30 protein-coding genes and 1 tRNA gene are annotated in these 26,534 nt (G+C 43.4%); 26 read left to right on the top strand and 5 right to left on the bottom strand.

Going from position 1 to position 26,534, the window contains the following annotated elements; all coding sequences use genetic code 11:
- Positions 1-4: 4 nt before the first annotated feature.
- The 23 genes from PQG66_RS01940 to PQG66_RS02050 all read left to right on the top strand — a co-directional run bounded on the left by PQG66_RS01940 (position 5) and on the right by PQG66_RS02050 (position 17,758).
- A complete protein-coding gene (locus PQG66_RS01940) occupies positions 5-319 on the top strand; it encodes a hypothetical protein (RefSeq protein WP_272034509.1) in 315 nt (104 codons plus the stop codon).
- Positions 319-1,395, top strand: a complete 1,077-nt coding sequence (locus PQG66_RS01945) for a hypothetical protein (RefSeq protein WP_272034511.1) — start codon at positions 319-321, stop codon at positions 1,393-1,395. The genes PQG66_RS01940 and PQG66_RS01945 overlap by 1 nt, the downstream gene beginning before the upstream one ends.
- Positions 1,376-3,055: a DNA cytosine methyltransferase gene (locus tag PQG66_RS01950; protein WP_272034513.1), complete on the top strand. Its 1,680-nt coding sequence runs from the start codon at positions 1,376-1,378 to the stop codon at positions 3,053-3,055. The genes PQG66_RS01945 and PQG66_RS01950 overlap by 20 nt, the downstream gene beginning before the upstream one ends.
- A 24-nt stretch (positions 3,056-3,079) precedes the next feature.
- Complete coding sequence (locus PQG66_RS01955; RefSeq protein ID WP_272034529.1) at positions 3,080-4,252, top strand: DNA-methyltransferase; 1,173 nt, start codon at positions 3,080-3,082, stop codon at positions 4,250-4,252.
- Between the two features lie 72 nt (positions 4,253-4,324).
- Positions 4,325-4,561, top strand: a complete 237-nt coding sequence (locus PQG66_RS01960) for a hypothetical protein (protein WP_272034531.1) — start codon at positions 4,325-4,327, stop codon at positions 4,559-4,561.
- 41 nt (positions 4,562-4,602) lie between these two features.
- Positions 4,603-4,845: a hypothetical protein gene (locus PQG66_RS01965; protein ID WP_272034533.1), complete on the top strand. Its 243-nt coding sequence runs from the start codon at positions 4,603-4,605 to the stop codon at positions 4,843-4,845.
- Positions 4,846-4,866: 21 nt separating this feature from the next.
- A complete protein-coding gene (locus tag PQG66_RS01970; RefSeq protein ID WP_272034538.1) occupies positions 4,867-5,292 on the top strand; it encodes a hypothetical protein in 426 nt (141 codons plus the stop codon).
- Positions 5,289-5,726 (top strand): ASCH domain-containing protein, encoded by a 438-nt coding sequence (locus PQG66_RS01975; protein WP_272034540.1) that lies wholly within the window; start codon positions 5,289-5,291, stop codon positions 5,724-5,726. The genes PQG66_RS01970 and PQG66_RS01975 overlap by 4 nt, the downstream gene beginning before the upstream one ends.
- Before the next feature lie 37 nt (positions 5,727-5,763).
- Positions 5,764-6,174: a beta-sandwich lipoprotein gene (locus tag PQG66_RS01980; RefSeq protein ID WP_272034542.1), complete on the top strand. Its 411-nt coding sequence runs from the start codon at positions 5,764-5,766 to the stop codon at positions 6,172-6,174.
- 71 nt (positions 6,175-6,245) lie between these two features.
- Positions 6,246-6,758 (top strand): hypothetical protein, encoded by a 513-nt coding sequence (locus PQG66_RS01985; protein WP_272034544.1) that lies wholly within the window; start codon positions 6,246-6,248, stop codon positions 6,756-6,758.
- A gap of 59 nt (positions 6,759-6,817) precedes the next feature.
- Positions 6,818-7,279 carry an ArpU family phage packaging/lysis transcriptional regulator gene (locus PQG66_RS01990; RefSeq protein ID WP_272034546.1) on the top strand — a complete coding sequence of 154 codons (462 nt, stop codon included), beginning with the start codon at positions 6,818-6,820 and terminating at the stop codon, positions 7,277-7,279.
- A gap of 7 nt (positions 7,280-7,286) precedes the next feature.
- Positions 7,287-7,484, top strand: coding sequence for a helix-turn-helix domain-containing protein (locus tag PQG66_RS01995; RefSeq protein ID WP_272034548.1), 198 nt, complete (start codon positions 7,287-7,289; stop codon positions 7,482-7,484).
- A 125-nt stretch (positions 7,485-7,609) separates the two neighbouring features.
- A tRNA-OTHER gene (locus PQG66_RS02000) sits at positions 7,610-7,683 on the top strand.
- 183 nt (positions 7,684-7,866) lie between these two features.
- Entirely contained in the window at positions 7,867-8,031 is a 165-nt protein-coding gene (locus PQG66_RS02005; protein WP_272034550.1) for a hypothetical protein, read from the top strand.
- Positions 8,032-8,518: 487 nt separating this feature from the next.
- Positions 8,519-8,698 (top strand): plantaricin C family lantibiotic, encoded by a 180-nt coding sequence (locus PQG66_RS02010; RefSeq protein ID WP_272034552.1) that lies wholly within the window; start codon positions 8,519-8,521, stop codon positions 8,696-8,698.
- 275 nt (positions 8,699-8,973) lie between these two features.
- The gene (locus PQG66_RS02015; RefSeq protein WP_272034554.1) at positions 8,974-12,042 is read left to right on the top strand and encodes a type 2 lanthipeptide synthetase LanM family protein; all 3,069 of its coding nucleotides are present in this window, start codon (positions 8,974-8,976) and stop codon (positions 12,040-12,042) included.
- Positions 12,043-12,082: 40 nt separating this feature from the next.
- Positions 12,083-12,520 (top strand): cysteine peptidase family C39 domain-containing protein, encoded by a 438-nt coding sequence (locus tag PQG66_RS02020; RefSeq protein WP_272034556.1) that lies wholly within the window; start codon positions 12,083-12,085, stop codon positions 12,518-12,520.
- 935 nt (positions 12,521-13,455) lie between these two features.
- Positions 13,456-14,418 carry a helix-turn-helix transcriptional regulator gene (locus tag PQG66_RS02025; protein WP_272036408.1) on the top strand — a complete coding sequence of 321 codons (963 nt, stop codon included), beginning with the start codon at positions 13,456-13,458 and terminating at the stop codon, positions 14,416-14,418.
- Positions 14,419-14,525: 107 nt separating this feature from the next.
- Positions 14,526-15,152: a type 1 glutamine amidotransferase family protein gene (locus PQG66_RS02030; protein WP_272034558.1), complete on the top strand. Its 627-nt coding sequence runs from the start codon at positions 14,526-14,528 to the stop codon at positions 15,150-15,152.
- 236 nt (positions 15,153-15,388) lie between these two features.
- Positions 15,389-15,988, top strand: coding sequence for a DJ-1/PfpI family protein (locus PQG66_RS02035; protein ID WP_272034560.1), 600 nt, complete (start codon positions 15,389-15,391; stop codon positions 15,986-15,988).
- 91 nt (positions 15,989-16,079) lie between these two features.
- Positions 16,080-16,286: a hypothetical protein gene (locus tag PQG66_RS02040; protein ID WP_334220747.1), complete on the top strand. Its 207-nt coding sequence runs from the start codon at positions 16,080-16,082 to the stop codon at positions 16,284-16,286.
- Between the two features lie 91 nt (positions 16,287-16,377).
- A complete protein-coding gene (locus PQG66_RS02045; RefSeq protein WP_272034562.1) occupies positions 16,378-17,190 on the top strand; it encodes an alpha/beta hydrolase in 813 nt (270 codons plus the stop codon).
- 46 nt (positions 17,191-17,236) lie between these two features.
- On the top strand, positions 17,237-17,758 hold the full coding sequence (locus tag PQG66_RS02050; RefSeq protein ID WP_272034564.1) for a MarR family winged helix-turn-helix transcriptional regulator: 522 nt from the start codon (positions 17,237-17,239) through the stop codon (positions 17,756-17,758).
- A gap of 218 nt (positions 17,759-17,976) precedes the next feature.
- On the opposite strand, the gene PQG66_RS02055 is transcribed toward PQG66_RS02050, so the two are convergent.
- From PQG66_RS02055 to PQG66_RS02070, 4 genes are all read right to left on the bottom strand, one after another.
- Positions 17,977-19,377 (bottom strand): prolyl oligopeptidase family serine peptidase, encoded by a 1,401-nt coding sequence (locus PQG66_RS02055; RefSeq protein WP_272034566.1) that lies wholly within the window; start codon positions 19,375-19,377, stop codon positions 17,977-17,979.
- A gap of 201 nt (positions 19,378-19,578) precedes the next feature.
- Complete coding sequence (locus PQG66_RS02060) at positions 19,579-19,875, bottom strand: putative quinol monooxygenase (protein ID WP_272034568.1); 297 nt, start codon at positions 19,873-19,875, stop codon at positions 19,579-19,581.
- A 67-nt stretch (positions 19,876-19,942) separates the two neighbouring features.
- Positions 19,943-20,617: a nitroreductase family protein gene (locus tag PQG66_RS02065; RefSeq protein WP_442954994.1), complete on the bottom strand. Its 675-nt coding sequence runs from the start codon at positions 20,615-20,617 to the stop codon at positions 19,943-19,945.
- Complete coding sequence (locus PQG66_RS02070) at positions 20,618-21,037, bottom strand: MarR family winged helix-turn-helix transcriptional regulator (protein WP_272034571.1); 420 nt, start codon at positions 21,035-21,037, stop codon at positions 20,618-20,620. It lies immediately after the preceding gene.
- A gap of 508 nt (positions 21,038-21,545) precedes the next feature.
- Here PQG66_RS02070 and PQG66_RS02075 point away from each other — a divergent pair.
- From PQG66_RS02075 to PQG66_RS02085, 3 genes are all read left to right on the top strand, one after another.
- Positions 21,546-22,292, top strand: a complete 747-nt coding sequence (locus PQG66_RS02075; protein WP_272034573.1) for a DeoR/GlpR family DNA-binding transcription regulator — start codon at positions 21,546-21,548, stop codon at positions 22,290-22,292.
- Positions 22,293-22,294: 2 nt separating this feature from the next.
- Positions 22,295-23,206, top strand: coding sequence for a 1-phosphofructokinase (gene pfkB, locus PQG66_RS02080; RefSeq protein WP_272034575.1), 912 nt, complete (start codon positions 22,295-22,297; stop codon positions 23,204-23,206).
- Positions 23,207-23,312: 106 nt separating this feature from the next.
- Complete coding sequence (locus PQG66_RS02085) at positions 23,313-25,283, top strand: PTS fructose transporter subunit IIABC (protein WP_272034577.1); 1,971 nt, start codon at positions 23,313-23,315, stop codon at positions 25,281-25,283.
- Between the two features lie 102 nt (positions 25,284-25,385).
- On the opposite strand, the gene PQG66_RS02090 is transcribed toward PQG66_RS02085, so the two are convergent.
- The gene (locus tag PQG66_RS02090) at positions 25,386-26,525 is read right to left on the bottom strand and encodes a zinc-dependent alcohol dehydrogenase (RefSeq protein ID WP_272034579.1); all 1,140 of its coding nucleotides are present in this window, start codon (positions 26,523-26,525) and stop codon (positions 25,386-25,388) included.
- Positions 26,526-26,534: the final 9 nt, after the last annotated feature.

A 26,534-nucleotide genomic window follows, 5' to 3' on the forward strand; every position in this document is an offset into this window, starting at 1 on the left:
GTTCATGAAACTCACTAAAGAGCAGGCAGACACGATTCAGCTTATCAAGGATGAAAGAGTAAACAGAGCATGGATCCTTGAGCAGCACGTGAAAGAACCAAGAGGTTGGGTGATTTACAGCGCACTTAATGGAATGGATCTTCACACTTTAGGCAGTGCTCTTTATGGGCTGAGTGAGGATTGGGACACATACGAATGCGAATGCGGTTTTGGTTACGCGATCCGTCAGATACCAGACGATGAAATCGAAGAACCTGCTTGCCCACATTGTGGTGGAACGAATGCCGAGTTGCAGTTGACGCCAGAAGGATACTTGTAATGGCCGCACCCAGGCAGCTTGCACTGTTTCAAATGCAGGACTACCGACAGCACAAGAAATACCTAGACGGCGTGTTCAAGACAAAATGGGAACTAATCCGAGACCTTCATTCAGAGGGAAGAACCAAGGTATACCAGATACTTTCCTTCGGAGGCGGCACGCAGTCCTCACACCTTCTTGAAATGCACTTCCGGGGTGAGATCCATTACGACTACATCATATTTTCGGACACCGGAGCCGAGCCGGAATTCATCCACGAGCAAATCTGGTGGTGGCAGCATCGTCAACGTCAGGTGGGCAACACAACGCCATTCCTAGTCACACATCACAACAGCATGGAGCGAGGCTTGGAAGAAATGCTCATGCGGTACATCTACACCGATTACCAGCGGTTTCAAATGCCTGTGTACTGCAACTCAGTGAACGAGGATGGCGAGATCAAAGCAGGCGGCATGCTGCCGAGGCAATGCACCGTGGATTTTAAAATAGTTCCCGTTAAGCAGATGGCCCGGCAGATGATTTTGAAAGAGCACGGACTTGGACCAAAACAAATGATACCAAACAATGTTGGCATCATCATGGATATTGGGTTCAGCTATGACGAGATACGCCGTATCAACACGTTCCAGTCGCCGCAATACGATTACATCAAACTGTCTTACCCACTTGTCGAAGCCGACGAGAGCACGGAGGCAAGCATTCAGTTTCTGGAGAAAAACGGATTCCCTACACGCCGAAGCCGCTGCTACCTTTGTCCGTTCAATTGTGCGGCAGAACGGGACATCGGCATGGATTGGGAAGAGATAATCGAATCAGAGCCATGGAGTTTTATAAAAGCTTGTTGGTTCGATGCTAGGCTACGAGAGGTACAGGCAACAGGGTCGAAGATCATGCGAAGTATTCCATATTTGCATTACAGCCGCAGACCGTTATCAGAGGTGTTCGTTGAAGAGTATACGATCCTTATCGATGCATATAAGTCCACGTTGTCGCAATGGGAAGAAGAGTGGAAGCAATACATTTTCGCTAAATGGTGCGAAGGAAAGGAAGGTATGAATGCAGGAAATCATCGTTGATAATTTCGCAGGAGGCGGCGGTGCCAGTACGGGAATTGAGTTGGCGACAGGCCGAAGCGTAGATATAGCAATCAACCACGACCCGGCAGCTATCGCAATGCACGAGGTAAACCATCCGGAGACAGAACACTATTGCGAATCGGTTTGGGAAGTGAATCCGGTTGAGGCTGTCAAAGGTCGTCCGGTAGGGCTCGCTTGGTTCAGTCCGGACTGCAAACACTTCTCTAAGGCCAAAGGCGGCAAGCCTGTAGCGAAAGAAATACGGGGTCTGGCATGGGTGGCAGTACGTTGGGCGGCAACGGTTAAGCCGAGAGTAATCATGTTGGAAAATGTAGAGGAATTCACGACCTGGGGACCGCTAACGGCGGACGGATATCCTGACAAGAAGCAAAAAGGACGGACGTTCCGTACATTCGTGAATGCCCTGCGGCAGCAAGGATACAAGGTTGAATGGAAAGAGCTAAGGGCATGTGATTACGGAGCCCCTACGATCCGCAAACGGTTGTTTATGGTGGCTCGAAGAGATGGCAAACCGATTGTCTGGCCCGAACCAACACACGGCGCACCGGACAGCCCGGAAGTAAAGGCAGGGAAGCGACTTCCATGGAGAACAGCAGCAGAAATCATTGATTGGTCTATCCCTTGCCCTTCAATATTTGAACGGAAAAAGCCTCTTGCTGAAAACACAAAGCGCCGTATCGCTCGGGGCATGCAAAAGTTTGTTATCGACAACCCGGAGCCGTTCGTCATGCGTGTCAACTTTTCTGGCAGTAATCATCATTACTGTGATCCTATTGAGGAACCGTTGAAGACGATCACGGCCAAGAATGGATGGAGTTTGGTAACGCCATACATTGCACGAATTGGACAGACTGGATATGCCGGGGATCGGCTGCAATACAAAGCTACCGACCCACTGACAACTATTACAACTAAGGCAGAACACTTGCTAGTAAGCCCAACCCTCATACAGATGGGTTACGGAGACCCAGAAGGACGCCGGGTGCTAGATTTGGATAAACCCCTTGGGACTGTGACGGCAGGTGGAAACAAATTCGCTATCGCTTCAGCATTTATTGCTCGGCACTTCGGCGAATCGGTTGGCAGTTCTATAGAAGATCCTATCGGTACGGTTACGGCTGGCGGGGGTGGGAAGAGCGCGCTGGTAACAAGTCACTTGGTCAAGATGCGCGGAACCAACACAGGACAGCCGGTTACAGATCCGCTTCAAACGATTACGGCAGGCGGATTGCACTTTGGAGAGGTTCGCGCCTTCTTGCTCAAGTATTACGGCAGTGCAGATAACGGTCAGACTTTGGATAAGCCGTTGCACACCATTACAACCAAGGATCGGTTCGGATTGGTCACAATCCAAGGCGTGGATTACCAAATCATCGACATAGGAATGCGAATGCTGGAGCCGCATGAATTATTCGCCGCTCAGGGATTCCCAAGTAACTACACGATTGCAGTTGATGCGAACGGTCAGAAGTATTCAAAGAGTGCTCAGGTTGCACGCTGTGGTAATGCAGTACCGCCGCCGTTTGCTCAAGCGCTGGTTCGAGCCAATCTGCCTGAACTATGCACTGGATCAGGAAACAACCTTACGCTGGAACGCTATGCAGAACAGGAAATCGGGCAGATGGCTTTCAGCATGTGATACCAAAGAGGAAGGGGCAGAGACATGATCATCACAGGAAATTGCATCGAAGTGATGCCACAGCTCGAGGCCGAGTCATTTCACACCTGCGTAACGTCTCCACCGTATTGGGGCCTGCGTGACTACGGTGTGGAGCCATCGTACTGGCCCGAGACAACGTATACGCCTATGCCCGGCCTGCCGCCGATTACGATACCAGAATGGACTGGATGCCTTGGTCTGGAGCCTACGCCGGAAATGTTTGTTGCTCATACGGTACTGGTGTTCCGCGAAGTATGGCGCGTACTGCGACCTGACGGAACGGCTTGGGTGAATTTTGGTGACAGTTACGCCAGTTCAGGCATTAAACGCGATGAAGGATTGAATGAACGTTGGCACGGTAAACAGTATTTATCCAACAAGCAAGGGGATTCAGACCGTCACCGTCCAGCCCGGCAGCAGCCAGCTGATTTAAAGGCAAAGGATCTCATTGGTATTCCGTGGCGAGTAGCCTTCGCGCTGCAGGCAGACGGTTGGTATCTCCGAATGGACAACATCTGGCACAAACCTAACCCTATGCCGGAGAGTGTGGGAGATCGGCCGACAAAGGCTCATGAATATATGTTCCTGTTGAGCAAGTCAGAGCGGTATTACTACGATAAGGAAGCCATCAAGGAACAGGGTATGCAAGATGAATGGGCGAACGGATTCCGCGGCGGAAGCTACACAGGAAATGAAACCTTTGATAATCAGGATGGTGGAAAACGTAAGACAAAAGGAAATTTCAAGGTTCCTGCTGGATGGGATACAGATCCCGGGGCGCATGGAACGATTCACAGAACCGGACGGAGTAAATCGAATTCATTTGCTCGAGCTGTGAACGAGTCACCGCCGCCAGGACAACCTCAGCAGCACCGACCGGATCGTGAAGACGTGGAATACAGCGGCATGCGTAACAAGCGAAGTGTTTGGACAGTGGCCACTCAAGCATTCCCGGAAGCTCACTATGCTACATTCCCTGAAAAACTGATTGAACCTTGCATACTAGCAGGTGCACCAGTGGGGGGGCGTGTACTTGATCCGTTTGGGGGATCTGGAACAACTCTCAAAGTCGCCATGGAGAACAACCGGGAATGCACAATCATTGAAATGGGACCACATAACGTTGAGATAGCAGAGCGGCGTACTGCAGTTGTACAGCCAACATTGATTTTTTGAGGAAGGGGCATAGCCTCTTCCCACCACATACCACATATCTGGGCTAGGCCCACCAAAGGAGAGATAACACACATGTACAAGGACATTGTAATAGAACTAACTCCTGAACAGCGTTTCTGGATTGAAAGTAAGGTAGATGGAAGTTTGTTTCTTGTGAAGTCACTAACAATAATACCTGTTGCGAACCAAATTACTTTCACGGGTAAGTCGTTCGGTATTGACTATGAAGATATGAAAGTAGAATCCGAAACAGCTGCCCACATGAGTCTCGATTACGAGGAACGCGCTCTTTACAGCGATGATGATTAATAGCGTGAGGCTACGGCCTCTTACCAAGGAGGGATATACAGATGATGGTTATTGAGGACGTCACATACCAACCTTACTTTCACGCTTTCATTCTCCATATGGGGCTAGAAATTGGTGATGAAACTAGGACGGTCGATTACATGTTGTGGAACTCGGAGAAATGGCGTGAATGGCGATTGATGAATGGTGTTGGACCTTGCGAGAATTTAACATCAGATAACCATAAATCGTTCGAAAAATGGTTGATGGATACGATTCCACAGGGACAAATAAATCTATTCTGAATTAGGGGAGGGAGAACAATTATGAGAACACCCATGGAGATTAAACGTATATTGGCAGCTGCACGTGTACCGTATCCGCACATTTTGATGGACGAATTGGAAGAGGCGCAGGTAGAAATTGAGCGTCTTAAGTCTGAAAAAGTTGAGCTGTGGGAGTGCCCGGGATGTGGTTTCACTTATGCTGCTGAACACGAGGATATTGACCCAGCAACGGGTGAGGGGAACGGTAATCACACTTGCCCAGTCTGCGAGGATGTTGATCTTGTACGGGAAAACGAGCGGCTCCGCAAGGAGCTTGAAGAGGAACGAAAGCAAGCTGAAGTGGTTCGGAAAGCTATGCAAGACGTGCTTTATTATCTCCAACGCGACTCCTACATTCCGGCTCAGGACATTCTAGAACAGTATTTAGCTATGTCGGTGGGTCAGGAAGGAGAGGGGAACCAATGAAGGCTATAACAATTATTCAACCGTGGGCGACACTGATCGCCATTGGAGCAAAACAATACGAGACACGCAGCTGGGCCACTAAACATCGGGGCGAGATTGCAATTCACGCTGGGAAGAAGATTGACGCGGAAGCATGCAAGGAGCCTGAAATCCGAAAAGTATTGGAAGAGTACGGATATAGGATAGACAACTTACCAACGGGTGCGGTTGTGGCGACAGCTCAATTAACCAACTGCCTTAAATCGGTGGATACATGGACGGACGGGTACGTGTTGGAGGGCAACAGATTGGTTTACTCTCCAGAATACGAATTTGGAGACTTTGAACCCGGTCGGTATGCGTGGGAAATGTCAGATGTAGAGATGCTTGATAAGCCTCTACCAGCTAAAGGTCGGCAAGGATTGTGGAATTTTGCGAATCAATTTAAGGATTGAGGCTTTGGGCCCCTCCCTACCAAGGAGGATACAAAGGATGGAGGAAACCAACTTGAAAAAAACTAAACTAATAACCGTCTTGCTAAGCATAATGTTACTTCTGACAGCATGCACAGACGCGGATATTGCATCGTCAAATCTATCCAAGGCGGCGGACAACTTCGAGATCGACCGCAGGATCGTATTCTATAACGGCATTACAGACAAATACATGCTTACCGTAGAGGGTCGTTGTTCATTGGGCAACGCAGATAACCGGGATCAGCAACTAACGGTCACATGCAAAGTCGGTGACGACCAGTACAAGAAACATTTCTTAGGTTTATCAGACAACGTGACGTACTTCGCAGAGCAGTTGGAGCCAGCAAAAGTAAGTGCATATCATTATCGCGTCACATTCAAACCGCAGACGATCTTGCCAGACATTGATTTTAGAAGCGGACAATAACACTGGGCAGACATAACTCATGTCCTAATTCTATTAATCTAATAAAACCAAATTGAGAGGGGAAACAACCCATGAATATCACAGTAAAAGCACATTTCAACAAGCAAACGAAAGATTCCAAGAAAGAACTTGTTCAGTTCTATGTGACAGGTGAAGATGAGCGCCGTCCGGAACTGAATCAAATGACTCGGGAGGTTGTTATACTCGCCATTGATGGTCTGGATGGAGTGGAGTTAACAGCGGAATTCAAGAAATCGGCTAAAGATTCAAAAAAGACGATTCTAGAATTTGAAGTAAAAGGTGACTCATCTGCTGCTCAGACCTTTGAATTTTACAAATTAGCTGGCACGGATGTTGAACTAAGCATCACTGAATCTCAAATGGACCTAGAAGAATTCCAAGAGCAGCAGAAGCAATACCGTGAAGGTGTCAAAGGGAATATCAACCAGGACGGCACAGTGGAAGTCGATCCGAATCAGGCTGAGATGCCACTTGATGAAAAAGGGGCAGCAGACGAAATCATCGCTTCAACACAAGATGGTGAAACAAAGCCGCCAGTAAGTGACGATGATCTGCCGTTCTAATATAGCTTCACTCCCCGGCTCCGGTCGGGGAACCATCCTTACATTGAGGTGATACAAAGGTGGGTCAACAAAGCTTTTTACCGGAGATTGACCGCAAACGGACACAGGCTGCAGTAGAGGCCGCGTTGGAGAAATACCGGATATTTAAGTACATGACGTTCGAGGCACGCGAGGCCAGCACTACAGCCGGTTATACCGAGCGGTTTCACGGACCTACAAACCAAACCAGCGACCAGACAGCGAGCATTGCCATATACAACGCGGATCAGGAAATATACCGTCAAGACTATTGCGACCGGGTGGAACGGGCTGTAAAACGCATGCCTCGAATGGAAAGGTTCTTGATCGAGGCGCGATACATGACAACTGAGCATGACTATATCACAGATCAGAAAGTATACAGTTTTGAGTTCAAACCTCCGATCAGTGCGCCGAAATACATTGAGATTCGCTGGAGGGCGTTTTATAAGTTGGCATTGGATTTACGGATTGTGGTTGAAAAACCAGCGGAAGGAGAATAAAATACCTATGAGCACTCAGACGAAGAAACGTTCATTAGATGACTATGATGAGGTCATGGAAACAAAGGATGTAAGAGAGTATTTGAACTTGAGTAGAGATAAGGCATATGAACTTATGAACTCAGGCCAATTCCATGTGGTTAAATCGGGGAGAAGTAAGCTTGTAGCAAGAGAAGTCTTTCGCTCTTGGCTTCATGGAGAGTAATGGTTAATGAAAACTAAATCTGGTGCCAAAAATGGTGCCAGATTATCAAGTTTTACTCAGAATGAGTACGGAATAGTAAGTGCACGACAATTAAAAAACCCTGCTGTATCAAAGTTTTTAAGTACGGGGCCGTATTACTAAGTAAGTAATCCCATCGCTGGCAGCGATGAGGTCAGGGGTTCGATCCCCCTAGGCTCCATACTCGTAGAGAATCCGCTAATTTAGCGGGTTTTTTCGTTTGTCTAGATGGTGACTGTTAACGTGGACAACTCGCAGATATGCGCTCCACGCATCGCAGATATACGGCTGTTCGCACTGTAGGCTACTAACGTCAAGCAGATTTCGCTGCAGGCCGAGAAGCAGTGAAATAAGTCTGCGACAGATGGCAGAACTAAGTATATATGATAAAACATCGAAAACCACTAAAATATCTAATGACATAAAAGTGGGTATATTTAATAAAGCAAAAAGCCTGATTTATAGGGCTTTTTTTTATGTTGCCAAAATTGTGTTATTAAAAAATGAACAAAAATCTCAAACTTTATAGTTTTACATAAATTGCATACAGTGTATCAAGAAAACTTTAGAGGAATTTTTAATGTTTTTAAAGATTTGAGTGCACAAAAGGAAGGTGCCACCTGAGATGTGGGCAATTAAGTAATCGATGATCATTATCATCGTGATAAAGGTTTTCTGAGTTTTCATTCGACAAACTTATTTTTCAAAGAGAAGTGACTATTCTGTTGCGACATATTATGACGTAATCATACAAATCCCCCCCCTTTACTTTGTGAAATATTCCGTGTTAAATTTTTTGGTAGATATTAATTTTTTCCATAAATATAAAATATTATGTGTATCTGTTGAGAAACGTATATGAACAATTAGTTTATAATGAAAAATTCGGACTTTTTTAAAATTATTATTGTGAATATCAAGTGGGTAATTAGTGCGTTATTATTCAGACTCTCTTATTGAAGGAGAACAATGATATCCTGCTCGGCAGGATAAAGTTATGAAAGGAGGTGAAAATCATGCAATGGAAAAATCAGGTGGAAAATCTCAAGCTAGATACGAGTAATCCGGTGGGGAGTGTATTGTCTGAATTGACAGATACTGAAATGGAGACAGTGGCTGGTGGTGACTATCCTCATCTGCCTAGCCTTACGAAGAACTGTAGTATCTTTACGATTCTATCGGGTTGCAGTTGGTAGTTCTTTATAATGCTGAAATTAGATATCAGTGCAATCACTAGGAATGATATTATTTTATAGCTAGTTGAGTCATGGTAGTAACAAAGTGATGAGTCAATTAGTCTTGACATGGATTCTATTAAGAGGGTGTTTCTTGTACTTAGGAGCATGATAGATATCATGCTTACCGAGCGTACAGTATGAAATACCCTCCGCTCCATGTAGGGAAGACTGTCATCTGTTTCTAGATTCGTTTCAGTAATTCACTTATATTATTGAAAGGGTGTTATTATACAGTGATAATTACTGGTGAAAAGGTAGATTACTGGACGAAATTTTTCTATGACAAAGAAGAGTATTTAATAAGGAGCCTTAAAGAAGTATCAAGTGTTGAAGTTGAGACCATTTTTAATTTGCAGAAAAATGACTTAATGTGGAGATGTCAGTGGGAAGAGTTATTGAATCGCTCAATGGAAGACTCCTTTTATAAACCACCTTTTTTTTCGGGATTCGTTGAACGTTTCTTTTTACTGGCTTTTGATTTATTGGAAAAGCAGGCGACACTTCGTAATGTAGATTTACATATAAATGTTGCTGTTTTCAAAAGTGCACTGCCGTCTTTGTTCGAGAGAATCATGGGTTGTAGTTATAAAACTCTGATTTTGGAAATGAATGTATTAAGGGATCAAGGGCTACTACACGGAGAAAATGAAGAAGAAAGGTATCAGTACTTTGAAGGTCTGCTGCGTGATAAAGGGTTTTTAAACCAATTGGCGTTTGAATACCCTGTGTTAATTCGTTCATTGCTTCGTACAACTGAAAAATGGGCAGTTCATATTAGTGAAGTGTTAAATAGGTTTGAGGATGACTATTCGAGGATTGTTTCACATATGCCTGAGGTCGAGCAGTTCGGCAAGCTTGTTCGACTTCATATTGGTGCAGGGGACACTCATGCTGGACGAAGTGTGACGATTTTAGAGTTTACGACGGGGGCTAAATTGGTTTATAAACCCCGTTCATTAAAGGTTGATGATGGTTACTATCGAATATTGTCGCAGATGATAGAGTTTGGTGTTCCACATATTAAAATGATAGAAATTATAGATTGTGAAAGTTACGGCTGGACAGAGTTTATAGATTTCTCTGAGTGTATCTCAATGGATCAAGTTAACAAATTCTATCATAATATGGGGGTCCAATTAGCAATCATGTATATGTTTAATGCTACAGACTTCCATTACGAGAATATTATTGCACATGGATCTAGCCCTGTTGTCATTGATCTAGAATCCCTGTTTCACCGTTCTATAAGTATTGAAATATATGAAAACAATGCAAAAGGTCGTGCCTGTGAAATGCTGGCAAGTTCTGTCATGTCTTCTGGCATGTTACCACAGTATATGTTCGAAACGAAAACATTCTCAGGTTTAGACGTTAGCGGTATTTTTGGATACGGCGGAAAAGAAATACCTGATGTTATGCGTGTCGCTCACAAAGGAACGGACCGAATGAGGTTAGAAAGAGGGATGGCTAAAGTAGGAGGAAGTAATAATCTTCCACGTTATAATGATGAAGTTATCGATAGTTATCGATATGTCAATGAAATTGAACAAGGTTTTTCTCAAGCTTACAAGATCATAATGGGGAACAAGAACAAACTGAAAGAAATGATTCGGGAGTTTGATTACGTTAGAGTTAGAATGATTGTGCGAAGTACTGAATCGTATGGTGAATTAATGCGTACACTCTATCATCCTGACTTATTGCGAGATGAATTAGATCGCAAAGTTGTTGTACATCGATTATGGTTGAAATGCCTAGCTGATCCTAAGCAACTAATATTAGTTCCTCACGAGATGCGCGATATTGAAGACGGGGATATCCCTATCTTTTATACCAGTCCGTCTGAAATAGATGTTTGGGCATCAAATGGTGAACGAATTCCTCAGTTATTCGAACAATCAGGGATAGATGTTGTAATAAACAAAATCGAAAGAATGGACGAGAAGGATCTAAGGGATCAGTTACAATTATTACATATGTCTGTCTTGGCGTCTAAGCCTGACCTTTACTCTTATCGTATTCCTGAACTTCGATTAAATGATTCAATCGATGCGTTAGACTCTAACTGGAAAGCAGAGTATGTTCGATTAGCTACTTCCATTGGAGAAAGTCTAGTTCAATCCGCAGTTGTATCTTCGAATACTGCAGTTTGCGATATAACATGGATTGGTTTAGTTTCCAGTCATGAGGAGAGGAATCTCAGGCTATCTCCAGTAGGATATGACCTATACAGTGGAAATAGTGGAATTGCTTTGTTCTTAGGCTATCTATCTGAACTGACTGCAAATAACCAATACAAATGTATGGCTCGAAGAGCATTGCAACCGTTGCTAGAAATCATGAGAGATAAGGGTAGATCAAGTAAAGTATCGTTAAGCGTTGGAGCGTTTGAAAATGGCAACATTGGTGGTGGCCTATTTGTTGCCTATCAGTTATCACGCTTATGGAATGATGAACAGTTACTACAAATGGTTAAGGAATACCTTCCTTATTATAGTCAACTCGTTAATAAGGACACTGAATTCGATTATATAAGTGGTGCAGCTGGAGCTATTGATATACTCCTGCATATATATCACGGAACGGGCTGGACAGATGCGTTGCAAGGCGCCGAGAAATGCGCGGAGCATGTGCTTCAGAATGCTCAAACACTGCCAGATGGCAGCATAGCTTGGTTGACGAAAACGCATGATGAGCCCTTTGTGGGGTATTCTCATGGTGTTTCTGGAATTATTGCTCCATTATCGGCGTTATATAGGGTAACTCAGCGTGCTGCGTACATTGAATATATCGAAAAAGGATTAAAGTATGAGCGCGCAAACTATCATGCCGAATTAAAAAATTGGATAACTCTTAACGATACACCAAAGGTGACATGGTGTCATGGAGCACCGGGCGTATTGTTATCTCGACTCCGCTTGGTGGAAAATGGATATTGGGATGATCATATAGATCAAGAGATTAATAATGCTCTTGAAACAACTATACAATTAGGGTTTGGGACAGATCCTGTTTATTGTCACGGTGATTTTGGACAATTGGAAATATTACTTTATGCTAATAAAATTCTTGATCGGTTAGATATTCGTGATACTATCAATGTAGTCAGAGCACATCTGCTTAGATTTTTAAAAGATCAACCATGGACTACCACGGGTGTCCATCGTACTTTTGATATCAAAGGACTAATGGCTGGTTTGACGGGGACTGGATTTGGTCTATTAAAGCAGGCATTTCCGAATAAAGTTCCTAACGTTTTGAATTTGGAGAATGATAAATTCTTCTCTTCCACTTATGGATAAATTGTGTAATCTTAAATCTAAGTATAAGGGAGAGAATGTAATGGCTCGTCGGCGTGTACCATATGTTGCGCAGATGCATCAGTCGGAGTGTGGACTTTGTTGCCTTGCTATGATATCAGCGTACTATCAGAAGGAAGTTTCATTATATAGTTTACGTGAACGGGCGGACTTTGGACCGGATGGTCTAACGTTATTGCAATTAAAGAAAATTGCGGAGAGTCTGGGCTTTGATGTTAAAGGTTACCGCATTGAGAGTATTAATCAATTTAAGCAGGTTACTCTACCAGCAATTTTACATTGGAAGCAAGAGCATTTTGTGGTTCTTGAAAAGATAGATAGGAATTATGCTCTTATTGTTGACCCACCCTTCGGGAGGATTAGGCTGTCATTAAAGAACTTCAGCGAGAAATTTACTGGATTTTTGATGACAGTGAGTTTAACAGAACAATTTGGCGCAGAGAAGAGTCATAATATTTAGTTAGTTTGTTCCCGCTGACGTACGAAGTAAAGTAATCTAGTTACAGTGATAATAGCAAAATGACTTTTACTGATTCTATAGAGGAAAGCTATAAAGTGTTATATGAGTTATTGACGATAGTTACTACAGATTTGTGTCAAAGGACAAGAAAAGGGTCCATTGAAAGTCGCTATTCAGCGGCTTTTTTGCATTATCGGTACAAGTTTTTATACCGAGCCAGAGACAAGAACATGACCGATTACCGATTATATAAGCACCTAACTATGTTTCCAAGCTTCTTATTTCCAATTTAACATGCAATGGGCTATTTATGTTCAGTGTAAGATACTGGTCACCGCATTGAAGGTGGTCTAAAAAAAAATATCATTTCTGCCCGACAATAAGTCCTAGGGGTAATAAGATTGCATCTGTTTACAAACATACGGCTACCGTAACGAATAACACGGACGCGACAGTAACCCTGTCGTATTCAAGTGAAATTAGTACGACAGCGCAAGCAGGCATCGTACATGGCAAAGAAAATGATCGCTTCGATCCTAAAGGCTAAAGGCAATAGGCACTCGTGCAGAATCGCTCCAGATCATTTTGAACGCACTGAGTCTTGATCCCAAGGTGAAGTCGTTGTTGGATTCACTAAGTTAATGGATTGCAGTACTTCATACTCCGTCTGAATAGATCGGAAATGAAATGGCAAAAACCTAGTCAGGACAAAGCTTCCACGGTTTTAATAGGACCACGTCGGACAGCCATTTCATCGCTGGCGGCGATGAGGTCAGGGGTTCTATTTCCTTAGGACAAAAAAAGAAGAGATGCCGTTTTTCGTTGAATCAATTGTTTTTGATGTCACAGAAGAAAAATTTGTTGTGGCTAACAACGAATGTAGGCAATTGACGCATGTGGAATTCTTATATGATGATATGGGCGAGGGTTATGTTATGCCAAAAAATGATAATATGTTAACCATTCTATGGATGTTGAATTCGGGAGGGAAATGGACTGCAAAACAAATATCCGAAAAGTTAGAAGTAAATATAAGAACAGTTTATCGCTACATTGATGCACTATGTTCTAGTGGAGTGCCTATCATATCCGATTCAGGTCATCATGGTGGCTATAGCCTGCTGAATCAATTTATCAGAGCACCACTGCTATTTGATATGGAAGAAAAAAAGACACTCCTTCATGCAACTGTTTTTGCAAAAGAAGCTGGGTACCCATTGAGTGAGACATTAGACAATGCGGCATCCAAGTTGAAAATGTATTCGAATCAGGAACAGGAAAGCACACTTAATCACCATCTGGCTGGATTTGAAGTGATTAGCCGTCTGGTCACCCCTTCGAGTCAGCTCGTATTAGCAGAATTGGAGCATGCTGTAGAAAAGGAAATCTCTGTAGAGATTGATTATCGCACAAACCATGAAGAGAGACCTAAGAACAGGACGATAGATCCGTATGGGATCGTTTACTGGAACAATAAATGGTATACGGTTGCACATTGCCACCTAAGGAATGAAATACGAAGTTTTCGGGTAGATCGGATTTTACTAATCAAGCGTACTCAAATGATATTTAAGCGTCCTGAAGCTTTCTCTAGCCGTGAATTTTTTATGAAAAACCTGTTACCTGATCTTGTAGGGAAGGAAGGGTTAGTTTCTTTAAAGATTGAAGGTAGGCCAGAGGCTTTAGATGAACTAAGCATGCACTGGTTTTTAGGGCATCATCTGCAAGAGCGAACATCGAATCAAGCTATCTTTTCATTCGAAGAAAAATCAATACATACTTCTGTTCCTTATTTTCTCCTATCCTATGGTAAATCCATTCGAATAATCGAACCCCAGAGTGTGAAAGACAAACTTGTTGCTATTGCATCAGAGTTAATGGAATATTATCAACATTAATAGCTTCACTGACAGCAGATGTCAGTGAAGCTGTTTTATAATGAGGTAAGTCAGTGATTATCGATGGATTGTAGTCTTTGATAGATAAGTAAAGGGAGAAATTCAAAATGAACAATACAGTATATCTTTATGTTTTTGACAGCATGTCCGATTGGGAAATAGGTTATTTAACGGCCGAGCTAAACTCAGGAAGATACTTTAGAAAGGGTCTGGCTCCAGCACAAATCGTTACTGTTGGGATCGACAAGACGCCAGTAACTACAATGGGCGGATTGAAAATAATGCCTGACATTACAGTGGATGAGTGCAACATTACAAGCGTAGATGCGCTGATTTTACCTGGAGGAAACACATGGACAGAGGCTGTTCACAGTCCCATATTACATATTGCAGACATGTGTTTACAGGAAGGGATCGTAGTTGGCGCAATCTGCGGCGCTTCCATAGGACTTGCTCAAGCAGGATTGTTAGATTCCCGCTTTCATACAAGCAATGATCTGTCCTACCTTAAAATGATTTGTCAGTCTTACACGGGCGAAAAATATTACAAGTTGGAATCTGCTGTTACTGATGGGAAATTGGTTACCGCATCTGGAGTAGCTCCACTAGAATTTTCTGTTTATGTTTTAAGAGCGCTAGACGTATTCACTCCAGAAACATTAGACGCATGGTATCATCTTAATAAAACGAATGAACCTAAGTATTTCTACGAGTTAATGAATTCCATCCAATAGCAGATTAGGGTAAACGTCATCATATTATGTGATGGCGTTTTTTTGTTTTGAATTGACCTCAGGGGAACACCCTGTTCTGTCCGCATTGAGGAAGTAAAGTAGAACCCGCCTTCAGCTTTGGGATCAAGGATCGGATAATTTAAAAATCTTGTAGTCATCTAAATCCTCAGACTATAATGGAGTAAATATTTGGAATTAGATCGAATGCTTTTATTTATTATGGGGAGTTGGAGATTATGGAACAGGTACGGCGTGCAAGAAATGTAGCAGTATTTATTTTCGAACAAGTTGAACCTTTGGATTTTGCAGGACCATTCGAAGTCTTCATCTCAGGAAGTAACAGGGGGCAGGACTTCAATGTGTACACTGTGGCAGAAACGGAAAATGCGATCAAAGCATTGGGTGGGCTGAGCATCAATCCAGCTTATACGATCCATAATTGCCCTAATCCTGATATATTAGTGATCCCTGGAGGGTGGGGTTCAAGAACAGAAATGAACAATGAAACGATTACCAGTTGGATTCGAGAAGTATCCAATGAAGTAGAGATCATCCTGTCGGTCTGCACTGGAGCCTTAATTTTAGCTAAAGCCCAATTATTAGATGGTTTAAAAGTAACAACAAATCGCTTGGCTGTTAAGGAATTAAAAGATGTTGTACCTGCTTCTACCGAAATAATTGAAGATATTCGTTATGTGGATAATGGGAAAATGATCTTGTCCGCGGGCATATCAGCTGGTATGGATGCTGCGTTGTACGTTGTAGAAAGATTGCTAGGCGAAGATCGAGCTCGAAAAACGGCAGAACTAATGGAATATGATTGGAAGCAGGCCTGAAAAAAAGGAGGGGCTTGTAAGTAATGCACTTCATTATCAACGGTGAGTAAAGAATAGTAGCATGTAATTTATACATATGGAGGTCATTCGTTTGAGCACACACTACTACTTCAGTTGGTTTAGTCATTTTTTTCCAGAGAAGCTGGTCCAATGGTTGCAGGGGGATATCAAAGACAGAAAATCACTTGTAATGATCAGTGGTGAACCGTCTGCTTACGAAGATGATCAAGTGAACTTTGATGATGTTACGGAATGGACATGGTTAACTCAGGCTTGTAAACGCTTCAGAAAATCGTAGACAAACAGATCAGATGGGTGATATATTGTTTCTGTAAGAAACAATATTATTTATAGTGAATACTAAAATGTGAAAAGGGATGGGATAACCTATGAGCAACAGCATCGAAACAACGATCAAATCTTTTGATGGCACACAGTTATACTTCAGTAAAAACCCAGTGGATCATGCGAAGGCAGCCGTAGTTATCGTACACGGATTAGCTGAGCATGCCAGCCGCTATGATTATTTAACGGAGAAGCTGAACGATCGTGGATTCAATGTATATCGTTTTGACCATCGGGGTCATGCCAGATCCGAAGGACAGCGCACATTTTACAGTGACTTTCATCATCTGATCGATGATGTGAACGTCGTAGTTGAGACGGCACTGCAGGAGAGCGGCGATATTCCGCTCTATATCATTGGACATAGTATGGGCGGATTTGCTTCTTCAGCATTTGGAACGAAATATCCGGGTAAAGTGAAAGGTATCATTTTATCGGGGGCGCTGACCCGCTTTAATACGAAGGTTGCAGGAGAACTTCCGATGGCTCTTCCTCCAGGTACGTATTTCCCGAATGAACTCGGCAGTGGCGTATGTAGTGTTCCTGAAGTTGTATCCGCTTACGCTAATGATCCGCTGGTAGAAAAACAGATCTCTGTCGATCTATTTAACAGTCTGGGATACGGAGTGGAATGGCTCAAAGAACGTGCGAAGCAATTCGTTGATCCGGTGCTGGTATTACATGGAGCGGATGATGGACTAGTCAGCGAAAAGGATTCCCGTGATTTTTACGGCGATATCGCCTCAACGGATAAAACGCTGAAAATCTATGCACATCTCATGCATGAAATTTTTAATGAAACGGCTCGGGATGAAGTGATTGAAGAAGCCATTTCGTGGATTGAAAAACGAATCTGATTTCAGTAAAGTTATAGAGAGAATTCGAAGACGAAAGGGATTTTACATGAAATTAGATTGGATGGGTGAACATCGAGAGCTTGTCGAAAAGATTATCAAGTACGGCAATGCTTATTCCAACACCTATAAGCTGCAACGAAGCTATGGAACGAATATGACGTTTTCCGCTTCTCAGATCCAGACACTGGAGTATATTTTGGAAGCAGAGGATCAGGAAGAGAAGATGTCCGAGATGGCTGCGCGTTTGGGCGTTAGCCGGAGTACATTTTCCAAAAACGTGAAAAATCTGACCGATAAAGGACTGCTTGAAAAATATCATTTAAGTGGTAATCGCAAAGATATTTATGTTAAACCTTCGGCGAAAGGCCGTGAGGTATACACTCAGTATACCGCTTTTGTTCGTGAGCTTTGTTTTGATGATATTTTCAAACTGGCAGATCAGATCACAGAAGCGGACAAAAAAAACTTCATTCGCATCATGGATCTGTTTGCAGATGTGCTTGTCTGGTATGGTGAAAAAGAACAAGAACCACGCAAGCTCGTCAAAATTGAGCCAGGCAGTGAGTAGTTTGCAATAAAATACACAGTATGAGCCGCACGGCTGAGCATCTTGATGCGCCAATCTCATTACACCGCGCGCCGATCACTACGCTGCACTTTTGAAAATGAATTAAAAGAAAAGGAGCCACAATATGTGGCTCCAGAACTTACTTCGATACTTTTACTCCTCAGAATTACTCCTCAATTCATGTGAGCTAATCCTTTCTTGTCTTTTCATTTTGGATGTTATTTCTTTTGATTCGCTAACCACTCCATAAGAGTGACAGCTTTGCCTTTAACCTTCACCGGTTTGCCATTAAAGTCTTTGGAAATATCATTATTCAAAACATAAATCCACGACCAGTGTGCATTGTATTCATATGGGGCATTATCTCCATTTCCTTTGGTATACAAGCCACTAGTATCCAGTACTTTGTCGAAATAGGAATAATGAGCCTGTTTGGCACCTGCCGCAATGAGTCGTTTATAAGTAGCCGTTGAGGTCTTCGATGTATCTACTGTTGGATCTTCTCCTGCAGCTGTGAACCAGATCGGAATGTTCTTCAGCTTGGCAATATCCTTTTGAGTTAACAAGGAATCCTCATAAGCTTCTGCGGAAGGATAAGCAGCTGCAAAATAATCCGGGTTCGCAAGCAACATGTTCAGCGTCATGAACCCACCATTCGAGCATCCACCGATATATATCCGGTCTGTATCAATATCGGACGAATGTTGCTTCACGTATTCTTTGATCAATGCAGTTAATGATCTGGTATACATGCTCTTTCCATCTTTTGTATACTGACCTGTTCCATCATTCATCCAAAACGTAGGTGTCTGAGGCACAAGTACGGCAGCATCTCCAAAGTGCTTTTGGATGGATTCATCCGCTAAGGCGGTTACTTTGTTACCCAGCAGCGCAATTCTCGGATCAGTTCCTCCCTCACCGGCACCGTGAAGCCATATGATCAGAGGTTTTTTCTTACCCTTTTCAGGCATATATGAGGCGTAGGTCAGGTCAATCTGACCGAACTTAGAATCTTTATAACTGAACTTTCCTGACGTATCGAACACGTCCACACCTTCTTCGATCGTGGTATATGGAGTGTCTGGTCGTGTGGTCAAATGATCAACAGCGTTCCCCGTGCTGTCCTGAAGGGACTTTTGCTGGATAATTGTATATTGAAGATCTATGTATCGATTGGTAAACGATTGCAGATCAAACATAAATGGACTGGACGTCATCAGATCTGGATGAACTTTCATCTCGATCGTAATATATTGTCCTGTGGACAGAGAGGTTTTATTACCATCTTTGTCTGAAAGATAAACTTTCTCAATGGTTCTACTACTGCTGTCCGACCCGTCATATTTTTGTTTGGTTTGGAAATTAAACATCGGGTAACTTCGTTCGGCAAGAACTTTAAACGTGTCTTTCTCAAGGGAGCTTCCTTGAATAGCCACACCTGTGTCCAGAATAATTTTGTAGATCCCGGGACCCCAATCATAACCTTTGGTGACGAGGGAATAGGATAGAGGTGATCCTGTGTCTTTAGAGTTGTTTGCGCTTACATTTGTAGATACGAGAAGAGAGGAAGTTAAAGCTAGAGCCAAAAATCCCGAAAGTAACCCTTTTTTCATATTCATAGTGGTGTATACCTCCAAACGTGTGATGTATGTAGCCAAAGTCATTGTACCATTTTTAATGATATTATGGGAAATAATGCTGAATATTCTGATCTTTTCTCTTAGGGCATTAACGAGAGTATATTTGTATGGAATGAAAAAGAACCGTTCGCTAATCATTGCTGGATGATTACCGAACGGTTCTTCTTTGTGCTAAGCGTATTATTGCTTCACAGCTTCTCCAGCAAAAACTTCAACGTTCATGGGTGCAGCCATGAATGCTGGAGCTTGTTGAACAAAGGCCTGGAAGTGAGCACTTGTGTTGTGAGCGGCCGTTGCAGCTTCATCTTTCCACAACTCGATCATCGTGTAACTGTGCTCCCGTTCTGTGCTTTTAGCCAGATCATAGCTGATGTTGCCTTCTTCCTGACGTGTTGCAGCGATCAGCTCTTTGGCAGCAGCCAGAAAAGCCTGTTCTTGAGCGGCTTGTATTTGCAGATGAGCGTGAATGATAATCATAGTGAGAACCTCCATGTTGGTGTAGTTGATATAACGAATGTATAAATAAGACAGTTATCTTCTAACCTTAAGCCCAAGTTGTAATCGTATCAACCGGCAGACGGTAGGAAGGGTGTCCCTCTTTTGCAGATTTACCAATCGAGATCAACATAACTGGCTGATACCGATCTTTATCCATACCAAACGTTTCAGCGATCTGATCTTTTTCGTAACCGCCAATTGGATTGGTGTCATAACCATGAGCACGTGCAACAAGCATCAATTGCATGGAAACGAGGCCGGCATCAATCAGGTTAACGTCACGCAGATCAGAAACAGGCATATTGTCATAGTAAGGTTTAACAAACTTTAGTTGTTGCTCAGCAATTTCTTGCGGCATAAATCCATGTTCCACAGCTTTGCCAAAAATCTCCTCCAAATACTCGGCATTGTTCATGTCGATGAATACGCCGATCACAGCAGCAGAAGTCAGCACTTGATTCTGGTTAAACTTTGCCAGTGGAGCGAGTTTTTCTTTGCCTTCCGGTGTATCTACAACCAGAAAGCGCCAAGGCTGCATGTTTACCGAAGATGGAGCACGAGAAGCTTCGGCCAAAATTTCAGTCATTTCTTCACGGCTGATTTTCACTTCAGGGTCATACAATTTGACGGAGCGGCGACCGTAAGTAATTTCGCTAAAATCATTGTTTTTTTGGAATTTGCTTTGCACGGTATTCAATGAAATCTCTCCCTTACATATCATTTAAAAATTGTTTTGCATACGTTCCAAGAAATCGGCGAGCGCATGAATCTCTTGTTCACTGAAACCATTGAGAATCTGATGGATATAATTTGTTTTCTCTGTTTTATATCCTTCAATCTGTTTGCGCCCATGATCTGTCAGACGAACAAAGGTTACCCGATTATCGTCGGGATTTTTGCGTCTTGTAACCATCTGATCGGCCTCAAGTTGTTTCAAGTGGCGAGTGATTGCAGCACTATCAATGTTAATGATTTTCTGAAGCATGGACTGGTTAATCTCATCTACCTGATCCAGCTCATGTAAAATCTCAAATCGAGAGGAACTGATCCCTGTGCAACGTTCAAACTTGGGACTGATTTTATTCCCTAGCACATTTAACAGATTAATGATCTGCTCTTCTTTGGAAAGCATACGTGTCATGATTAGACCTCCCGGGTGAATCCAAATCAACAACGGCGTATGTTAACAAATAATTAAAGTTGCCACGATACATTGCCATTGCCGCATGATTCTGTGACTGCTCTCAATCGTTGATAGATCAATAGTTGATGCGTCAATTATTGATGGCTCAAATAATATAACATGTCATTTATGATATTGCAACAGGTTAGAAAAAAAATGAAAATTAGAGTTTTTTTGTTCATTAAAGTTCAGCTTACACTTGATGATCATTGGTTATAGAAGGTCGGTTGGAGCATGCTAAGGCAGAGATTGAAGAATGAAATCAACATTGCTTGCAGCTTTTACATCGTTGAGCAGTTGGCTAAAATTCGTGGCTACTGCGGAGGTTGAATCAAACTAGTTTAGACAAAATGAGACAAATATATTAGGAGTATGAAATGTTTTGAATGTTTTTTGATTATTTTGAAGGAAAATGATTGTTTTTTGCGGATATTATGATATTATAAAAGCAGTTGGAGGTATGAATATGCTGACTGAAGAACGATATGCTGCAATTGTAGAGCGCTTACATTTACAGGGAATTGTGAAATTGCAAGAGCTGGTTGATGTGCTAGGCGTCTCTGAATCAACGATTAGAAGAGATTTAATTGATCTGGAAAGTCGTCAGATGCTCAAACGTATTCATGGTGGTGCTTCACTGGTGAATGAAAAAACACTGGAGCCAGGCATGGAAGAAAAAACGTTCAAAAACATTCAACAAAAAACAGTAATTGCCCGTTTGGCAGCCCAGGAGATTCAGAATGGTGAATGTATTTACCTGGATGCTGGCACGACAACACTGGCGATGATTCCTTTTATCGAAGCCAGAGATGTTACGGTGGTCACCAACGGACTTTCCCATGTAGAGGCACTGGTGAGCAAGCGAATTCGCAGCTACCTGCTGGGCGGTATGATGAAAATGCATACGAAAGCAGTCATCGGCAGCATTGCGTTGCAGAACATGGATAACTTCCGGTTTGATAAGTGTTTTCTGGGTAGTAACGGTGTAGATCCTGAGATGGGGTATACAACACCGGATCCGGAGGAAGCTTTAATTAAAAGGCGTGCACATCAATTGTCGGGAAAATCTTATGTACTGGCTGATTCCAGCAAAATTGGGGAAATTACGTTTGCCAAATTGTTTGATTTGGAGGAGGCGGATTTGATTACGGAACGGATGCCTGAACATTGGCGGACGGTAATCACCCAGAAAACTAAAATAATTGAGGGATAGCGATGATATATACGATTACACTCAATCCATCCATTGATTACATTGTAGAAGTGGATGATTTGAAACTTGGCGGATTAAACCGCATGAATCGGGATTTGAAACTGCCAGGAGGTAAGGGCATTAACGTTTCACGTATTCTGAATCAACTTGGAGCTGCCAATACGGCCATCGGATTTTTGGGTGGTTTCACTGGTCGCTTTATTAACGACAAGCTGTTAGAAGAGTCCATTCAAACGGATTTTGTTCATATTGCAGACGATACGCGTATTAATATCAAGCTGAAGCATGGAGATGAGACTGAGATTAACGGTCTTGGACCAGCTATAAAAGCAGAAGAGGCTGAAGAGCTGCTGAATAAATTGTCTTCACTGCAAGAAGGAAATATTGTCATTCTCTCTGGAAGCGTTCCACCATCACTCGGATCAGATTTTTATGATCGTCTCATTCGTGTATGTAAGCAGACAAAAGCTGAATTTGTTATCGATACGACGGGTCCTGCATTAATGGAAGCACTTGTGCATCAGCCATTGCTCGTGAAGCCGAACCATCATGAATTGGCCGAGTTGTTCGGCGTAACCATCGAGACACGTGAGGAACTGGTGTCGTATGGACGGAAATTGCTCGAGGCGGGTGCAAAACATGTATTAATCTCGATGGCTGGAGAGGGTGCATTGTTTATCACAGGAACAGAAGTGTATCATGCAAACGTACCTAAAGGTATGGTGAAAAACTCAGTGGGTGCGGGTGATTCCATGATTGGTGGATTTGTAGGCACGTACGTGCTGCATCAAGACCTGCTTGAGGCGTTCCGCACAGGGGTTGCGTCCGGTAGTGCGACAGCCTTCTCGGATGATCTCGCTACACGTAAGTATATTGATGAATTGCGCAATCAGGTGACGATTACGAAGCTTTGAGTAAAATGACATATGTCTCTCTCAGAACATATGTCTCTCTCAAATAAATTGAAGAATATGAGGTCTGCATTATGCAGACCGACCGAACTTAAGGGAGTGTTCTAAGATGAAAATCACTGACTTAATGATCCAGGAAACGATGATCATGGATCTGCAAGCAACAACCAAAGATGAAGCAATCGATGAATTGATTGCTAGCCTGAACCGGAGTGGACGTATTAATGATCCGATCCTGTTCAAGGAAATGATCTATAAAAGAGAAGCTGAATCCAGTACTGGTATCGGTGGTGGGATCGCTATGCCACACGCCAAAACGAAAGCGGTCAATGAACCGACGGTTGTTTTTGCAAAAAGTAAAAAAGGTTTGGATTTTGAAGCTTTGGATGATGAGCCCGCTCATATCTTTTTCATGATCGCAGCACCTGAAGGCGCAGGTAACACGCATCTTCGTACGCTGGCGGCTCTTTCGAGGCTGCTAGTTGATAGCGATTTCATCTCTGAGCTGATGAATACGAATACGCCTCAAGAAGTGAGTGCTTTATTTGATGCGAAGCAGGCAGAAGCTGCTGCGAAAGAGGCTGAAAAAGAGAAAGCCAAAGCGGAGAAAGCAAAACAGGCGTCTGCGGCTACGAGTAGCACAAACAATATAAAAAATAGCTCTGGAGTTATTGAGGGCAATGCCAATTCTGAAGATTTTGTTGTCGCTGTTACAGCATGTCCTACAGGGATTGCCCACACGTTTATGGCGGAAGATGCACTGAAGAAAAAGGCGCAGGAAATGGGCATCAATATTCGGGTGGAGACAAACGGCTCCGAAGGAGCGCAAAACGTACTAACAGCCGATGAGATTGCGCGTGCGAAAGGGGTCATCATTGCAGCAGATAAAAATGTTGAAATGGCTCGTTTTGATGGCAAACCTGTGTTACAGAGACCGGTTAGTGATGGTATCCGCAAATCCGAAGAACTGATCCGTAAGGCAGTGAGCGGAGACGCACCAATCTATCGCAGTCAAGGTAGCGCTTCGAAGGATGAGGGCGATAACGCTGGCAAAATGAGTGTAGGAAGCAAAATTTATAAGGATTTGATGAACGGTATTTCTCACATGCTGCCATTCGTTGTCGGCGGTGGTATCTTACTTGCTATCTCCTTCCTGATTGAACAGCTTGCAGGTGCTGACAATCCGATGTTCAAACTGTTGCAAACCATTGGCGGTGGGGACGGAGCGTTCCATTTCCTCATTCCTGTACTCGCTGGATTTATTGCGATGAGTATTGGTGATCGTCCAGCCCTCATGCCAGGTATGGTTGGTGGATTGATGGCTGTGAATTCCAACGCAGGTTTCCTTGGCGGTCTGGCTGCCGGTTTCCTTGCAGGTTACGTTGTTATTGGTCTGCGTAAAGCATTGAAAGGTCTGCCAAAAGCGATCGACGGGTTGAAGCCGATTCTGCTCTATCCCGTACTTGGTCTGTTAATCGTTGGTGCTATTGCTTATTACGTATTTGATCCGGTATTCGGCTCTCTGAACACATGGCTTGTAGAGGCGCTTGGTAATTTGGGTACAGGTAATAAAGTATTGCTTGGCTTGCTGCTCGGCGGCATGATGGCGATCGATATGGGTGGTCCTTTTAACAAAGCAGCATATACATTTGCTATTGGTGTATTTACATCCAGCGGCAACACAGATGGCGCATGGATGGCAGCGGTTATGGCGGGCGGTATGGCACCTCCACTGGCGATTGCACTTGCAACGACGTTCTTCAAATCCAAGTTTACGGAGCAAGAACGCAAATCGGGTGTGACGAACTATGTACTTGGTCTGTCGTTTATTACAGAAGGAGCTATTCCATTTGCAGCAGCTGACCCACTCCGGGTTCTGACATCTTGTATTATTGGTTCTGCGGTAGCAGGTGGGCTTACACAGCTCTGGAGCATTAACGTACCGGCTCCCCATGGTGGTATTTTCGTAGCTGCACTGGCTAACCATGCGTTGCTCTTCCTGCTTGCTGTTGCGATTGGTTCTGTGATCTCTGCTCTGATTCTGGGATTGTGGAAGAAGTCACCTGCGTTTGTAAAATAATAAAATATGAGAAAGGCAGACCACCTGTTAAAGGTAAGTCTGCCTTTTTCGTCTATTTGGGTTCACAGATTAAACCATCGTTTTAGGTTAATGACTCTCGGCTCAAGGTTTTAAAATAACCTTGGTGCATTCATCTTCATGGTCGTTAAAAATACGGTAAGCTTCGCTTGCGTTATCTAGTGATATCCGGTGGGAGATAATCTCGGTAGGATCGAATTCACCAGCGGTTATTTTGCGGAACAGTTCAGGCATGTAATGAATGACTGGGGCTTGTCCCATTTTCAAGTTGATGTTACGTTCAAACAGGTTACCCAGAGGAAACATATTATAGGAAGAGCCATATACACCTGTAAGCTGGAGTGTACCAAACTTCCGTATTGCTTTCATACCGATCTCAATGGCACTCAGTGATCCGCCATGAAGTTTTAGCTTCTGTCCGATCTCTTCCAGCGTTGTTTTTTTGCCATCCATGCCAACGCAGTCAATGACGATATCCGTTCCGCCGTTCGTTATTTCGCGGATGTGTTCACCCATATCATCGTATTCTTCAAAATTGAAGGTCTCTACATCATTGATGCGTTTGGCCTTCTCCAACCGATAAGGTAGACGATCCACAGCAATAACCCGCTTGGCACCTTTCATCCATGCAAACTTCTGTGTCATCAGTCCAATGGGGCCACTACCAAGCACAGTGACGGTATCGCCGGGTTTAACACCAGCATTCTCGACGCTCCAATAAGCCGTCGGCAGGACATCAGAAAGAAATAGCAGCGCCTCGTCCTCCAGCTCGCAGGATTCGGGGATGACAAACGGGGTGAAGTTGCCATAAGGGACTCGTAACAGCTCAGCCTGCCCACCCGGGTGACCACCGTATCGTTCTGTGAAGCCGAAATAGCCTCCCGTATGAATATCGGGATTACCATTCGAATTGTCGCACTGACTCTCCATATCGTGATTACAATAGAAACATTGACCGCAAGCAATGTTAAAAGGGAGAACGACACGGTCCCCTTTTTTCACCCGTGTAACTTCTGGGCCAACCTCTTCCACAATACCCATTGGCTCGTGCCCGATGACATAGTCTTTGGCGGCGGGAAGCGCTCCCTGATAAATATGCAAATCTGAACCACAGATCGCCGTCGAAGTAATTCGAACGATAATATCATCGTTTTGCTGCAGTGTTGGATCTTCGACTTCTTTCACTTGAATGTCTTTGATGCCCTGGAACGTAACGGCTTTCATCTTTAGATT

The sequence above is a fragment of the Paenibacillus sp. JJ-100 genome (assembly GCF_948329825.1).
Taxonomy (GTDB): domain Bacteria; phylum Bacillota; class Bacilli; order Paenibacillales; family Paenibacillaceae; genus Paenibacillus.

Coding starts and splice junctions, on each gene's coding strand:
- PQG66_RS01940 (WP_272034509.1), top strand. CDS start 5: ATGAAACTCACTAAAGAGCAGGCAGACACGATTCAGCTTATCAAGGAT.
- PQG66_RS01945 (WP_272034511.1), top strand. CDS start 319: ATGGCCGCACCCAGGCAGCTTGCACTGTTTCAAATGCAGGACTACCGA.
- PQG66_RS01950 (WP_272034513.1), top strand. CDS start 1,376: ATGCAGGAAATCATCGTTGATAATTTCGCAGGAGGCGGCGGTGCCAGT.
- PQG66_RS01955 (WP_272034529.1), top strand. CDS start 3,080: ATGATCATCACAGGAAATTGCATCGAAGTGATGCCACAGCTCGAGGCC.
- PQG66_RS01960 (WP_272034531.1), top strand. CDS start 4,325: ATGTACAAGGACATTGTAATAGAACTAACTCCTGAACAGCGTTTCTGG.
- PQG66_RS01965 (WP_272034533.1), top strand. CDS start 4,603: ATGATGGTTATTGAGGACGTCACATACCAACCTTACTTTCACGCTTTC.
- PQG66_RS01970 (WP_272034538.1), top strand. CDS start 4,867: ATGAGAACACCCATGGAGATTAAACGTATATTGGCAGCTGCACGTGTA.
- PQG66_RS01975 (WP_272034540.1), top strand. CDS start 5,289: ATGAAGGCTATAACAATTATTCAACCGTGGGCGACACTGATCGCCATT.
- PQG66_RS01980 (WP_272034542.1), top strand. CDS start 5,764: ATGGAGGAAACCAACTTGAAAAAAACTAAACTAATAACCGTCTTGCTA.
- PQG66_RS01985 (WP_272034544.1), top strand. CDS start 6,246: ATGAATATCACAGTAAAAGCACATTTCAACAAGCAAACGAAAGATTCC.
- PQG66_RS01995 (WP_272034548.1), top strand. CDS start 7,287: ATGAGCACTCAGACGAAGAAACGTTCATTAGATGACTATGATGAGGTC.
- PQG66_RS02005 (WP_272034550.1), top strand. CDS start 7,867: ATGGCAGAACTAAGTATATATGATAAAACATCGAAAACCACTAAAATA.
- PQG66_RS02010 (WP_272034552.1), top strand. CDS start 8,519: ATGCAATGGAAAAATCAGGTGGAAAATCTCAAGCTAGATACGAGTAAT.
- PQG66_RS02020 (WP_272034556.1), top strand. CDS start 12,083: ATGGCTCGTCGGCGTGTACCATATGTTGCGCAGATGCATCAGTCGGAG.
- PQG66_RS02025 (WP_272036408.1), top strand. CDS start 13,456: ATGCCAAAAAATGATAATATGTTAACCATTCTATGGATGTTGAATTCG.
- PQG66_RS02030 (WP_272034558.1), top strand. CDS start 14,526: ATGAACAATACAGTATATCTTTATGTTTTTGACAGCATGTCCGATTGG.
- PQG66_RS02035 (WP_272034560.1), top strand. CDS start 15,389: ATGGAACAGGTACGGCGTGCAAGAAATGTAGCAGTATTTATTTTCGAA.
- PQG66_RS02045 (WP_272034562.1), top strand. CDS start 16,378: ATGAGCAACAGCATCGAAACAACGATCAAATCTTTTGATGGCACACAG.
- PQG66_RS02050 (WP_272034564.1), top strand. CDS start 17,237: ATGAAATTAGATTGGATGGGTGAACATCGAGAGCTTGTCGAAAAGATT.
- PQG66_RS02055 (WP_272034566.1), bottom strand. CDS start 19,377: ATGAATATGAAAAAAGGGTTACTTTCGGGATTTTTGGCTCTAGCTTTA.
- PQG66_RS02060 (WP_272034568.1), bottom strand. CDS start 19,875: ATGATTATCATTCACGCTCATCTGCAAATACAAGCCGCTCAAGAACAG.
- PQG66_RS02065 (WP_442954994.1), bottom strand. CDS start 20,617: ATGATATGTAAGGGAGAGATTTCATTGAATACCGTGCAAAGCAAATTC.
- PQG66_RS02070 (WP_272034571.1), bottom strand. CDS start 21,037: ATGACACGTATGCTTTCCAAAGAAGAGCAGATCATTAATCTGTTAAAT.
- PQG66_RS02075 (WP_272034573.1), top strand. CDS start 21,546: ATGCTGACTGAAGAACGATATGCTGCAATTGTAGAGCGCTTACATTTA.
- pfkB (WP_272034575.1), top strand. CDS start 22,295: ATGATATATACGATTACACTCAATCCATCCATTGATTACATTGTAGAA.
- PQG66_RS02085 (WP_272034577.1), top strand. CDS start 23,313: ATGAAAATCACTGACTTAATGATCCAGGAAACGATGATCATGGATCTG.
- PQG66_RS02090 (WP_272034579.1), bottom strand. CDS start 26,525: ATGAAAGCCGTTACGTTCCAGGGCATCAAAGACATTCAAGTGAAAGAA.